The following is a 13,474-nucleotide window of genomic DNA, read 5'->3' as shown; positions in this document are numbered from 1 at the left end:
CCATTACCCGTGTTATAATTTTTGAAGGGAGGTATTACTGTGCGAATATTAATGATAACCAGTGAAGCGGTGCCGTTTGCAAAAACAGGCGGCTTAGCGGATGTTGTTTCCGCCTTATCCTACGCTTTAAAAAAACTTGGGCATGATGTAAGAATTGTTATGCCGCGTTATTATAGAATTGATAAAAAAAATTTAACGCCTATTCCCGGAGCAATGGGCGTTACTATCGGCAGTAGAGAGTATTGGACGGAAGTTTTTGAATCGACGCTTCCGGATTCCGATATACCGGTATATTTTATCGATCATGAAGAAAGTTTCGGCCGCGACGGGTTGTATGGTTCCGCATTTGAACCTGACTTTAACGACAATCCCAAGAGGTTTTCAATATTGAGCCATGCAGCCTTCCAGATATGCAGAAAGCAACATTGGATTCCCGATCTGATGCATGCACATGATTGGCAGACGGCACTCGTTCCCGTGCTGTTGAAATTTAACACTCAGTATCTCGATTTCAAAGAGACGGCAAGTGTTTTTACCGTACACAATATCGGCTATCAAGGAATTTATAATAAAGCAAACTATGTGGATACGGGACTCGATTGGGTGTATTTTTATTCTGCCGGTTTTGAGGACTGGGACAGAATGAATTTTTTAAAAGCAGGGCTGCTTTCTGCCGATCGTCTGACAACCGTTTCTCCTACTTATGCAAAAGAAATACAGAGTGCTGAATACGGTTTCCGGATGGATGGTATTCTCCGGTTCCGTCAGGAAGCATTGACCGGTATTTTAAACGGCGTTGATACTTCTGTGTGGAATCCCAAAACGGATACACATATCCCCTTCAATTATACCGCCCGTTCTCTTGCAAAAAAGGCAAAGGATAAAGAGGCTTTACAAAAGTATATGGGACTTCCGCAAGACGAAAAAATTCCGGTGTTCGGTATGATAACGCGGCTGACTGATCAAAAAGGCATCGCTGAATTGTTCGGGCCGTCATATGGTGCGGCATTTAAGATGTGTACCGATATTAATTTACAGCTGATTGTACTTGGAGCCGGTGACCGATGGTGCGAAGATGAATTGTTGGCACTTTCAAAACGGCTGCCGAACCTCCGTGTGTATGTCGGTTACGATGAAAAATTGAGCCATTTAATAGAAGCGGGGAGCGACTTCTTTTTGATGCCGTCGCGATATGAACCGTGCGGACTTAATCAGATGTACTCGCTGCTGTACGGAACATTGCCTATTGTACGTAATACCGGCGGACTTGCAGACACGGTAGAGAACTATGACGAGAAAACCGGAAAAGGTACCGGTTTTGTACTAAATCTGCTTACACCGGAAAGTATTTATAATACCGTGGATTGGGCGGTAAATGCGTGGTTTAAGCATCCCGAACACATCGTTAAAATGCGCAAGCGCGGTATGGCAAAGGATTTTACATGGGATACCTCTGCGAAGCAATATCTTGCCGTGTATCAAGAGGCTGTCGGAAATAAGGTGTTCAATAAGCATTAAGATTGGGCAACCGCACCAGATATTTTATTGAATATCCCCGCAAAATAAAGAGGCTGTTCAACCAGAGTTGTCAATGTGAATTAATACGGACAGGTTTTAAATAATGAAAAAGACGAATGCAATGCGCATTTTGGAGGCGGCGGGGGTTCCCTATAGCAGTGTCGAGTATGCGTGGGATGAGGCGCATTTGGATGCAGTATCCGCCGCACGGAAGTTAAACATCGATCCTGATATGCTCTTTAAAACGATTGTGATGATAAGCGAGGATAATGAAGTGTTCGTTTTTTGCGTACCGGCGCCTTCGGAAGTAAGTTTGAAAAAGGTACGGAATATAACCGGTAAAAAGATAACGCCGCTTAAACTTGAGTCGCTGCAAAAAACAACAGGCTATGTCCGCGGCGGCTGTTCCCCGCTCGGCATGAAAAAGCATTTTCCTACGTTTATCGATGAAACCGCACAGCTGTACGACCGTATCTATGTGAGTGCCGGGGAACGGGGGCACATGCTGTGCATTGCCCCTGCAGATTTGCAAGAAATCTGCGCCGCCGCTTTTTGTGACATTACCGAAGGGTAGGGCAGGCTAATCACATCAGCTCCCTTTTGAAGATATATGGCGCATCTACTTTGTTGTTGCATCGTCAAAACTATACATCCGTGTATAGTTTTGATGACGCGAGTTCCGTATACGAATGTTCATTCATGAGGCTGCTAAAAAATGGCCTGGTGTAATTATCTCTGATCTGTGTCTGGCATTTATTTTTATTATCTTTTATACTATTCCCATGGATATTTTTGAAAGATGTGCACTTAAAACACCCGATATTTTACTACCGAATAAAACTGTAGATCTAACCGCATGGTCTGTGATTGCCTGCGACCAATATACACAAGATACCGATTATTGGAGCAAAGTTGCAGCTGTTGCGAAAGACCGCTATTCAACATTACACATGATTTTACCGGAAGTCTATTTAAATACCATTTCCGATGAACAGCGGAAGCAAGAAATCGTAAAGATCCAAAAGACGATGAAAGACTATCTTGCGACAGGTGTTTTTGCGGAACCGATACATTCCATGCTGTATATTGAGCGAAAAACAGCGTATAATCGCTTGCGGAAAGGGATCATTACCTGTATCGATTTGGAAAAATACGACTGGCGGCCGGATTCAAAGGCGGAAATACGTGCAACTGAGGCAACTATTGTAGAGCGACTTCCGCCGCGGATGGAGATTAGGCAAGGAGCCGTACTGGAGATGCCTCATATTATGCTTTTGGTTGATGATCCTGAACGAATGCTGATAGAACAAATCGGAGCTTCCATTTATAGTTCTCAAGTGATGCCGCTCTATACTACTCAGCTTATGTTGAATTCCGGTAGTATTTCAGGCTGGTCTATTCCTGCCGACTGCTCCGCATATATGGAAAAAGCCCTTGAAAAATTGTATAGCGCCAATACCGATGCTGACGGTTCGGTATTTATGTTTGCCGTAGGCGACGGAAACCATTCGCTCGCGACCGCAAAAGCCGTATGGGATGCATACAAGCGGGAGCACGGAGGTATGCAACAGGCAAACAGCTCCATTTCGCTCCCAGCCGATCTTGGAAATAATCCGTTGCGCTACGCCCTTGTCGAAATTGTAAACCTCTACGACTCAGGTCTTACCTTCGAACCCATTCACCGCGTCATATTCGGAGCTGATACTAAACAGTTGATTTCATTTTTACAGTCAAAATTAGGAGGTAAGGTTATAGCTTGCTCCGATAAGGCCGCCTTATTGCAGAAGGTAGAGCATTCCTCTGCTTCATTCGGTTTTATCGCTGCAACCGGTGATCTCACTTGTCTGGAAACTGACATGACATGCCTCGCAGTAAGCGCTCTGCAGCCGCTTTTAGACGATTTTATTAAAACGCATAATCTTCAGATAGATTATATTCACGGTTCGGACGAGGCTTTCCGCATTCCGCAGTACGACGATGCCGTTTCCATTCTATTACCGCCTATTTCTAAAGAGAGCTTTTTTTCCACTATTGCCGAAAGCGGTTCCTTACCGAGAAAAAGTTTTTCAATGGGAGAGGCAAGCGAAAAGCGTTTCTATCTTGAATGCCGAAAATTGATATAAAAGCAAGCTATCTCGATAGGGCAGCTCTAAACGCCCAGTGTTTTAGAGCTGCCTAATATGTGTTTTTAAAACGATGTCTGAAAGAATTATTCATCCCTTTCCGCCGATATATAACTCCGAATCGCGTATCCTTATTTTAGGTTCTTTTCCATCCGTCGCCTCCCGTGTACAGGAATTCTACTATGGTCATCCACGGAATAGATTTTGGCCGCTCATTACCGCTTTGCTGGATGCACCGGAACCCCACACAATAGAAGAAAAAAAACAAATGCTGCTGCACCATCATATTGCGCTGTACGATGCCGTTCGCGTCTGTTCTATTATCGGATCTGCCGATGCAAGTATGCAATTCATCGTACCAACGGATTTAAGCGATATTTTAGGAGAAGCACCTATTCAAGCGGTCTTCGCAAACGGTAGCAAAGCCTATGAAATATGCACAAAGAGAATCGGTATTTCGGCTATTAAGCTCCCGTCTACCAGCCCTGCAAATGCACGGTGTAGCTTTGCAGAGCTCCTGGTAGCATGGAAGCAAATACTGCCTGTAGTGCAAGATAAAGGTATTCGGTAGCAGAGATCATGCACCCATAAAATTGCCGGTAATATTATCAGCTTACTCAGTTCCGAGGTTGTTTACGCTGTAATCATAAACCGTCCAAATATCATCGCGGGAAGCAAGATTATACGTAAAACGCTTTTTTTCGCGGAAGCTGGTATAATCGAACCATTCGATAACTGTAACCTCTGCTTCGGTTGTGCTGTAGGTTGTCCGCTCAATGGTAAATTCTACCGGGATCATCGCGATATCTTTATCGGTACGTGATTGCATGAGATCGTGCTTATAGGTGTCGAGCATGTTGATACGCCCTGCTTCAGCCTCCGCCTTATATCTGCGGCTTCTTATCGGATCGCGGGCGATCATGCGTTCAATATCGAGATAGAGGAAGAATTGATCCCACTGTGATTTTTGGCGGGCAGTTAGCATATAGCTAATAACTTTGTCTGGAGAAATTGGCTGAGGCTGGAGTACTTCTCGTGATACCGATGCAATAGGAACTGCCCCAAGAGCTGCGGCAGAAGGAGAAGGTTTGATTTCAAGTCCGAGCCTATTGGAAGAAATATGTGATTCGGAGGAATCGCTGAGCCGTTTTAATTCAGGGTAAAAATTGGCAGAAAGTATATAAGCGCCGGGGCTTTCAATCGTAATATAGTCTTTTACGTTTTCGACAAAGGCGTAAGTTTCCCCTGTTTCTATCGTAATTTCCCGAAAATAAATTTGCTGATCGGTATTCCGTTTCCGAATCCACGGCTCCGTATGCGCAAGATTTTTATTTTTCGTATTCAATACCGAAAAATCAATACTAAACATACGATCGTTTGCTAGTTTAAAACGCAACGGATGGCTCCCTTTATTGGTGATGGAAATCTTTACAAAAATAGGTTCCGTCCCGTCGTTTCCGGGATAATATACGCGGCGGTCGTAAAATCGGATTGCAACATCCGCATCCAAGGATTTGCTTTCGCCGTCCGTTTCGGCGGCAAAACACCATGCTCCGAATAAAATGGCGGCTGCTACTATTAAGACTATTTTCTTTGCTGACATATTCCTCTTCCTTAACGGCATTGCATATCTACGATGCTCTCTTACGCTTATATCGGCAGTTTAACCTATTCCCTTTATACTGAAATTTATGCGTGCATCAATATGTACATCTGTGAGTTGCTAAAAAGACATATATCACTTATAATAGCAAAATAGTTTAATCGTTTTTTGTTTTTGAGGAGGAATATAATGCAAGCAATTATTTTAGCAGCCGGAATGGGAAAGCGACTCCGATCATACACCAAAGATGCGACAAAATGTATGGTTAAGGTCAATGGAAAAACATTGATCGAATATACGATAGAAGCACTTGTTTCGAATAACATCGAAAGGCTTGTAGTAGTAGTCGGATATAAGGGGCAGCTTTTGAAGGATTTTATCACTTCAAAATTTAATACGGCTAATCTGCATGGTATGAAAATTGAATACATTGAGAATCCGGTATACGATACGACAAATAATATCTATTCGTTGTATCTTGCCAGAGATGAAATGGTAAAAGATGATACTATCCTGCTCGAAAGCGACTTAATTTTCAAGCCTGGGATTTTAACTAACCTGGTTACCAGCCCTGATAAGAACTTGGCGGTTGTTTCGCCGTTTGAATCGTGGATGGACGGTACCTGTACCTTATTGGATGAGAATAACTGTATTACTGCTCTTCTCGATAAAGTCCGTTTTAATTGGTCAGATACTGAACATTACTATAAAACTGTCAATATCTATAAATTTTCTAAAGAATTTTCACAACAATACTATCTGCCGTTCCTTGATGCCTACCAAAAGGCCTTCGGTAAAAATGAATACTATGAGCAGGTCTTAAAGGTTATTTCTTTCTTATCGTCGTCGACCTTAAAAGGATTGGTAGTAAGCGGGAAGGATTGGTATGAAATTGACGATCCTGCCGACCTTGCTATTGCAGAAGATCGATTCAAGACGGGGACTGAAAAACTGCATAGCCTTGAAAAGCGATACGGCGGTTATTGGCGGTTCCCACAGCTTAAAGATTTCTGCTATTTGGTTAATCCGTATTTTCCGCCGGAAAAACTTATCAGCGAAATGACTGCAAGCTTCGGAACGTTGTTGACTCAATATCCGAGCGGCGCCGCGCAGCAAAGTCTCCTTGCCTCTAAGATATTCAATGTAATGCCTGAACACATTGTTGTAGGCAACGGTGCTGCCGAATTGATTGCATCGCTTGCAAAATTTACCAAATGTACCGTTGCTATTCCGTTCCCTACATTTAACGAGTATCCTGAACGATTTGGGTTAGCCAATGTTGTACCTGTGCCGACTAATATGCAAACTTTTTCATATTCAGTGGACGATATTCTGGATACGGTAAAAAAAGAACATGCAAAGGCTGTTGTATTAATTAATCCTGATAATCCGACGGGGAATTTCTTAGAAAAGGATGAGGTATTACGGCTTTGTGCGGAATTGAAAAAGACAGATGCCGTCCTCTTTTTTGACGAATCGTTTATCGATTTTGCAGAAAAATCAAAGCGTTATACATTGCTTGACGGAAATATTCTAACTGAATACCAGAACCTTATCGTTGTAAAGTCAATCAGCAAGAGCTACGGTGTACCGGGGCTGCGGCTCGGTGTCCTTGCCTGCGCCGATGCGCAATATATTACACATATTAAAAAAGCCAATGCTATTTGGAATATTAACTCATTCGGTGAATACTTCCTACAGATTTACGATAAGTATAATAAAACATATGCCACAGCTTGCGATTCGATTGCAGATGAACGGCGCCGCTTTTCGGCACGACTACAAGGAATTAAAGGCCTTACGGTTTTCCCGAGTCAAGCTAACTATATCTTGTGCCGGTTGACCGGTACAATGAAAGCCGAAGAACTCGCCGTCAAACTGCTTGAAAACTATAATATCTTTATCAAAGATTTGTCGTCGAAGAAATGCTTTGAAGGCGGCGATTATATTCGGCTTGCCGTACGAGATCAGAATGATAACGATATGCTGATAGCGGCATTAAAGGAAGTATTACACGGATAAGTAAAGTAATTCAAAAAATAAAATCGCGGGGCTACACGCCCCGCTCGCTGTTCAGCGATCTTCGGCGTAATTAATTGAAGTAAGGATCGTATTCAACCTAATCATCGGATCTTCGTAGCCTCTAAACGTAAAAGTAACAGGATAGCCTTTCTTAGACACCGCTGTTATATCCCGTCCAATACAGGGATAAATCGTATTGGATGTCTCGTACGGGAAATATTCCGGCTTTAAGATAGACACACGGTAATCGTTCCCGTCATATTGTACCTGCGCAAGATTTGCAGGAAATGGTACAAGGAAGATTAAAAAGTCATCGCTTTTGCTACCGCCGATACTGAGGCGGGTTCCTGCCTTCATCACGTGGATATTCCGTTTTCCAATTAACGTAGTCTGGTTATAGACAAAAAGCTCCGTCATTCCTGACTGTGAAGGCTTTGTGCTGACGCGGCCGCTATAATAGCCGTGATTCAATCCCGGGCGGCGGTTGAGATGGCCTTCTGCGCTGTTTAACAAGGCAAAACGCCCTTCGGCAGCACGGGATCGTTCTTGTGCAAGGTGATCAAATTGAGCTGCTGTTTCGGTTTTAGTTACCGCAGTTGCTGCCGCTGTTTGTGAACTGAAGGTATTCAGGGTGTCACGCGGATCTGTTCTATTTGCCAACTGTTCCGGATAATATTTCGTTTGGGAAGCGGTAAGCGCTTCTCGCTGGTTCCTATTAAAATCAGTTTGTTGAGTAGGGTTGCTTTGCTGTCTTAAATCCGACTGTTGTCCGACCATCCGTGCGGCATATTTAACCGGTTCAGAAGCCCGACGGCGGAGTACAAAGATAATTAATAGCAGGATAAGGATAAATACCAGCGCGGCGAGCAGAATCCATAGAAGATTGCCCCGCAGTAGTGACTGAATAAACGTCGGTTTAATGGTAAGCAATATGACTGCCGCTTGGGAAAATGTTTTATCTTGCTGCGCAAGATCAAGCCGTATATCGGTGCGGTGCTGGCCTTCTCTCCGTAAGCTATCGGGCAGTGCAATCCGTATGGTAAGTTCGCTTTTACCTTCGGGAGGAATACGAACAATGATATTCTCCAGTTGCTGCTTTTGAATTTTGCCGTCTGATCCTATGGAAAGACTTTTTAACTGTATTTCAGCCGGCTCTGCCGCTTCATTGATTATAGTGAGCGGTAGTTCGGCTGTATTACTTGAGGTTTCTATGCGGTCGGGAAAGACAATTTGCGGAATAGGGAATGTCGTGTCATTGAATTCCACTCCGCCTTCTTCCGGCAAACCGCTCGGTTCAATACCGAGGTTTTCCGTAAAGGTCTGAGAAACATCGGTGTATTCTCTCGGTCTTTGTCCAGCGGAATCGGTATCTGTGTCGGTTCCCTGTCCACCGGTCGCCGATACGGCAGCATTTTCAGCATTTTGCTCTGTCATATTCGAACTGCCTGGTGTGCCCGCCTGATTTTGAGCATATATGGTATTACCGGTGGAATTGGAACCCGCTGTTGTAGGAGGCTCGGTTATATCTTGTGTGGTATTTGATCCGGAAGAAGCGGTGGTCGGTCTATCGGTTCGTCCTGTTACAGTATCAACTCGCCCTGTTTCCGTATTTGTTGGCTGAGTATTATTGTCGCGTGTCTGTCCGTTGGTCCTTGCTGCTGCTTTGTTTTGTGCATTCACATCAGATACGTATCCTTTCTGCCCGTTCGAAGAACTGTCTGTGCCGGCGGATGCTGTACCCGAAGAAGTCATTACGCTATCGACATCTGATCGATCGAGCGAGCCTGCTGCATCAAGCTTCCCTGCATAAAATGCTCCATCCAAATCTTTGATTACCGCATCGGAAGGGAAGGGGAGTTTTACATAATAGACCTTCCAGCCCTTTGCACGGATAGAGGCGGAAATCTTTGCCAATTCGGTTTTTACCTGCTCACCGGTATAATTCCGGTATGGACTTGAGGCAGGCGGATTAAAAATACCGTCCGAAATAACAATGAGTATTTTTTCTTGCTGTGAAGGCAGCCGTGTCATATACTGACCGGCAAAATTGATACCGGACAAAAAATCGGCACTTTGCCCAAGCTGGTATAGAAGCATAAAACGCGAAACTACGCGGGATAAATCCGCTTCGGTATTGATTTTTTGTGACATTTCATACTGCGGAACCGCACTAAATGAAATAAGATGGAAGGAGTCCCCTATGCGTACAAATTTTGAAATGATGGATTGTAGTACACGTCTATTGATAACCTCGTAATAGGGTAACACGGTACCGGAAGTGTCCATAAGGACAACTACATCGGCCGCATCCTGCCGTGTTGCCCGGGCATTCAATGCAGATGTAATTAAACAGAAGATCGCTGCGACCGCAAAAATCCTTATTTTTTTCATTATGTACTCCCCTTTGCAGTTATCTAAAAAGAGCCTCTACAAACATGGACAGCTCCAATTTTTGTAAAGGCTCTTTTTTATATTATCGGATACTATAGGGCATCTCTAAAAAATCGAGGTTTTTAGAGATGCCCTATTAACTTGGTTAGTTTTGAAGTACCCTCCCGTATCAATCGGCTGCCGCAGAAATATCAAGGATTTTGTATGTTTTTTTCTCTTCATTTACCATAAATGAAAGTGTTTCACCGACCTTATGATTTAATAGGTTGGTGCCGAGCGGCGACATATACGATATTACGCCGTTTTCAGGATTGGATTCCCACGGACCGAGGATGGTATAGGTCTCTTTTTCGTTGTTATCGGGTGTTTCCAATACAACGATTGTACCAAATCCAACGCGTGTTGTCGTAATCGTTGTAGGATCAAACACTTGAGCCCGCTCTAACTCTTCCTGCAAACGGCTTACCGTGTTATTAAGCCTATTCTGTTCTTCTTTTGCAGCTTTATATTCGGAGTTTTCGCGTAAGTCTCCCAAGGAGAGTGCAAAACCGACTTCTTTTGAGTTACGGGGTATTTCAACTTCAATGAGCCGCTGGAGCTCTTTTTTCTTTTCTTCAAGCATTTTTGACGTTACAATTAAACCGCGTCCGGAAACTGTTTTTTCAACTTCATCGAAGAATTTAAAATTCTTATACTTTTCGAGGATACGGTTACGCAGCTGCATCTTAATCGGCGGATCCAAATCCTTAATATCGCTGACTAATGTATAGAGTCTTGTAACGGCATCTTCATCGTGTTCGAGGATAAAGTTTTCAAGTAAAGCTTCCTTACCAAAGAGAATCGTATGGATCTGCTTGTTGATTTTCCGGTTTTCTGTTGTGTTTCGCCGACTTGCAATCTCTCGATACGTTATATCAAGGATATGAATAAGGACGATAATCTCATGTTCATAATCGATATTCAAATCTTTGAACCACTGCTCTTCCTGAGCGTTTTTAAAGAACCAAATAACCGCTTCACGGTATTCTTTATAATCTTTAAAGCACGTCAGTACCAGTTCTTTTACTTTTTCGGGATACTCTTCAAGCAACGGATTGAGCACCTCGGCAGAAAGCACTACAGGGAATAGGCGGATATATTGATCGCTCCAATCGGGAACAAGATTCTTTATGTTACGCAGATAGGCACTCCGTAATTCCTTATTTTCTATCCCACAATATATAGCAGCAGGATCCTCTATCTGCGCGAATAATTCCGCAAAGTTATGGTGTTGAGTTACGCTCAGATGCGGCAGCGCTGCCGTCAGTTTTGACATGACTAAATAGGCCGCAATCACTTGTTCATTCACTTGACTAAAGGCTTTGAGGAAGGCATCAAAGTAATTAATCATATCTTGAAAGCTGTCTGAGTCCGTATCACCGCTTTCCATCACATTAAAGATGATTTCGACCCGCTCAAAGAAATTTTTCTGCGCTTTAAATTCGTTCGACAGTTTTTCTTCAAGTGAAATCGGACGAGTATGTACAGTGTAGAAATCGATATTAGTAGGATTGATACCGAATTCAGGATTTTCTTTGACGACTTTCCGTGCCTTGGTACTCCACGTTGTCCATTCTTTGTCGGTTAACAGTGAGGGTACCAGCTCATGCTTGATTCGTTTAAAATCACAGTTGTTATCAAAGCTATGGATAATGGTTTTCAGTGCCCATTCGGGATTTGCTTTCACCTTCGCGGCGAGTTCGTCGCGCTTCATGATCGATTTTAATACCCAGATATGATCTTTATCCAGCGTCTGGAGTGCAGTAATACCCATCTTAAGGCTCATCGTATGGCCACGCTTCTTTGCAAAATCGATAACCAATTCATCATTGTTTACTTTTGCGATGCGTCCGACACCCCATGTCCGGTGGAATACAAAGCAGCCTTCGTCGAAAGAAATATGCTTTTCAAAATCGTCGATAGCTTCGAAAACATTCCGCCAGCTTTGTGTTAAATTGGAGACTTTTATGTATTCTTCAAGCTGGCTGTGCGATGCATATTTTTCTCTAAAGCATTCGACTATTTCTTTTCGAGCCCAATTGTCTTTATCATCGCTGGCGAGGACCAATTTTAAAATATCGATGGCAGTATTCCAATCTTTTTCTTTTTTATAATAATCGTATAAGTCCTGCATGAGCGCAGCGCCTCGTTCTGTACCGAGATGATCCGCTATTTTCCGTTGTACATGATAGAAAAAGTCGATTTCCTGCGGTACCAACTCCACTAAACGTGCCCACACTTCTTTTACGGCAGTATAAGAATGCCGGTTGATATAACGATATAAGGCCTTCTTATAATATTCAACGGCTTTTTCCGTATTGCCCATTTGCTGATATCGTTCGGCAAGTTGCTTCGGAATATCCGCTTCTTCATAGTCGATGCGGGCAAGTCGCTCCCAAATGTCATAGATATCGCCGTTACCGGATTCTTTGTAGCAGTTTGCTAACGTTCGAAGTGCAAATTTTGAATCTCCGAATTCAAGTACTCGTTGACAAAGATATTCAACGATCTGCATCCGATGGTTATCAATGAAAAGAGTTACCAGTGTTATGAGCGAGGAGTCATCGAGCAACTGCTTGGAAAGCGCAATAATACTTGAAATATACAATGCTGTAATACTTGTTTTATTATGAGAGAGATGTTCATCAGACAATGTTTTTAATTCATCCAGATGACGGTTCTTTTTTGCTTCTTCAATAAGTGTGTCGAGTTCTTTAAAATTGTTAATGGAATAATTTGTAATGGCAGCACGTGTCCACTTTTCCTCATTAAATATATCGCGGACATTCTTTTCTAATACATCAGACATATTCACCTCACTGTGTCATTACCGTATATAGCGGTTATAGATTTTCTCGTCGAGCAGTTTAATTCTTAGAAGAATCTCATCGATTTTTGACTTTTCAACAGTACCGTTCATATAATGGTCTATAAGCCAAAAATAATAATTAATTAAGCGGGGGACAAGGATTTTTTTATTTTTTACGTTCTTCTCCCTCAGCTCATTTTCAAGCATATAGATCGATTGCTTCAATTTTCCAAGTTCCAAGGCTTTCAGCTCGCGTTTTACATTAAGTACGCCGTCAAGTGTGCCATAAACCGGAAGCCACTCTAACAACTCCTCTCCTGTAAAACCTATATTTGCGACTTTAGTAACGAGTGCATTGATAATTTCAGATTCAAGAAAGCATACTTCTATTTCCGAAGCGTTTTTAAAGAATGCTTCTCGAAAAAAAATCTTTGCGAGTCGTACTTCGCCGCTCAAGGCATATGCATCAGCAAGTTCAGCCGAAATAGCTGATGAGTTCGTATTCAGATCGGCTGCATACCGTAAACAGCTGATCGCCGTTTCATAATCCCCGAGCGCTTTATAACAGAGTCCTGTTTTCCGATATATTTCTGCCGTATTATGCATGGGTTCAGTCCCGTTTAAGAGCGATTGGTACAACCGTAATGCAATTGTAAATATACTACACTTAAGAGCATAGATAATCGGTTCGTTAAAGTCGCCTTTCTTCTCTATATAATCAAGAAAGGGCTTCCATTGAGAAATAATATATTCACCACGCAAGAAATTATCGGCTAATGCTTGTGAATAACGCACCCGATCAAGCCAGAAACTAACCCCCTTTAGTGTGTACATCACTTGAGGGTTTTCCAAATCCTGTTCAAGCAGCCGTCCAAGGCTCGTATGCGCTTGCTCAAGGTCTCCTTGCTTAAGGAAAACAAGAGCGGGCTGCAATATAGTTTGAACAGAACGATCTATCATAGTTCCGTA

The 13,474-nt window shown here is 42.9% G+C and carries 9 protein-coding genes; 5 read left to right on the top strand and 4 right to left on the bottom strand.

All coding sequences use genetic code 11. The annotated features are described in order from the left end of the window. Positions 1-39 precede the first annotated feature (39 nt). From glgA to ABH09_RS07760, 4 genes are all read left to right on the top strand, one after another. Positions 40-1,518, top strand: a complete 1,479-nt coding sequence (glgA, locus tag ABH09_RS07775) for a glycogen synthase GlgA (protein WP_253713974.1) — start codon at positions 40-42, stop codon at positions 1,516-1,518. A 103-nt stretch (positions 1,519-1,621) separates the two neighbouring features. Next, a complete protein-coding gene (gene ybaK / locus ABH09_RS07770) occupies positions 1,622-2,092 on the top strand; it encodes a Cys-tRNA(Pro) deacylase (RefSeq protein WP_253713973.1) in 471 nt (156 codons plus the stop codon). Between the two features lie 208 nt (positions 2,093-2,300). Next, complete coding sequence (locus tag ABH09_RS07765; RefSeq protein WP_253713972.1) at positions 2,301-3,641, top strand: DUF1015 domain-containing protein; 1,341 nt, start codon at positions 2,301-2,303, stop codon at positions 3,639-3,641. 73 nt (positions 3,642-3,714) lie between these two features. Continuing rightward, on the top strand, positions 3,715-4,212 hold the full coding sequence (locus ABH09_RS07760) for a DNA-deoxyinosine glycosylase (protein WP_253713971.1): 498 nt from the start codon (positions 3,715-3,717) through the stop codon (positions 4,210-4,212). A 42-nt stretch (positions 4,213-4,254) separates the two neighbouring features. Here the strand turns inward: ABH09_RS07760 and ABH09_RS07755 are convergent, their stop codons facing one another. Beyond that, complete coding sequence (locus ABH09_RS07755) at positions 4,255-5,244, bottom strand: hypothetical protein (RefSeq protein WP_162663764.1); 990 nt, start codon at positions 5,242-5,244, stop codon at positions 4,255-4,257. Positions 5,245-5,433: 189 nt separating this feature from the next. On the opposite strand from ABH09_RS07755, the gene ABH09_RS07750 reads away from it, so the two are divergent. Continuing rightward, a complete protein-coding gene (locus tag ABH09_RS07750; RefSeq protein WP_253713970.1) occupies positions 5,434-7,266 on the top strand; it encodes an aminotransferase class I/II-fold pyridoxal phosphate-dependent enzyme in 1,833 nt (610 codons plus the stop codon). A 51-nt stretch (positions 7,267-7,317) separates the two neighbouring features. Here the strand turns inward: ABH09_RS07750 and ABH09_RS07745 are convergent, their stop codons facing one another. From ABH09_RS07745 to ABH09_RS07735, 3 genes are all read right to left on the bottom strand, one after another. Beyond that, on the bottom strand, positions 7,318-9,657 hold the full coding sequence (locus ABH09_RS07745; RefSeq protein ID WP_253713969.1) for a vWA domain-containing protein: 2,340 nt from the start codon (positions 9,655-9,657) through the stop codon (positions 7,318-7,320). A 169-nt stretch (positions 9,658-9,826) separates the two neighbouring features. Then, a complete protein-coding gene (greA, locus tag ABH09_RS07740) occupies positions 9,827-12,505 on the bottom strand; it encodes a transcription elongation factor GreA (protein ID WP_253713968.1) in 2,679 nt (892 codons plus the stop codon). A gap of 18 nt (positions 12,506-12,523) precedes the next feature. After that, entirely contained in the window at positions 12,524-13,465 is a 942-nt protein-coding gene (locus ABH09_RS07735; protein WP_253713967.1) for a tetratricopeptide repeat protein, read from the bottom strand. Between the last annotated feature and the right edge of the window lie 9 nt (positions 13,466-13,474).

The sequence above is a fragment of the Treponema sp. OMZ 803 genome (genome assembly GCF_024181165.1).
Taxonomy (GTDB): Bacteria; Spirochaetota; Spirochaetia; order Treponematales; family Treponemataceae; genus Treponema.
This window is presented reverse-complemented; position numbering and strand designations above follow the sequence as displayed.

What these genes read in the sequence shown, in the direction of transcription:
- ybaK (WP_253713973.1), top strand. Translation starts at nt 1,622, where the DNA reads ATGAAAAAGACGAATGCAATGCGCATTTTGGAGGCGGCGGGGGTTCCC.
- greA (WP_253713968.1), bottom strand. Translation starts at nt 12,505, where the DNA reads ATGTCTGATGTATTAGAAAAGAATGTCCGCGATATATTTAATGAGGAA.
- ABH09_RS07745 (WP_253713969.1), bottom strand. Translation starts at nt 9,657, where the DNA reads ATGAAAAAAATAAGGATTTTTGCGGTCGCAGCGATCTTCTGTTTAATT.
- ABH09_RS07760 (WP_253713971.1), top strand. Translation starts at nt 3,715, where the DNA reads ATGTCTGAAAGAATTATTCATCCCTTTCCGCCGATATATAACTCCGAA.
- ABH09_RS07750 (WP_253713970.1), top strand. Translation starts at nt 5,434, where the DNA reads ATGCAAGCAATTATTTTAGCAGCCGGAATGGGAAAGCGACTCCGATCA.
- ABH09_RS07765 (WP_253713972.1), top strand. Translation starts at nt 2,301, where the DNA reads ATGGATATTTTTGAAAGATGTGCACTTAAAACACCCGATATTTTACTA.
- ABH09_RS07735 (WP_253713967.1), bottom strand. Translation starts at nt 13,465, where the DNA reads ATGATAGATCGTTCTGTTCAAACTATATTGCAGCCCGCTCTTGTTTTC.
- ABH09_RS07755 (WP_162663764.1), bottom strand. Translation starts at nt 5,244, where the DNA reads ATGTCAGCAAAGAAAATAGTCTTAATAGTAGCAGCCGCCATTTTATTC.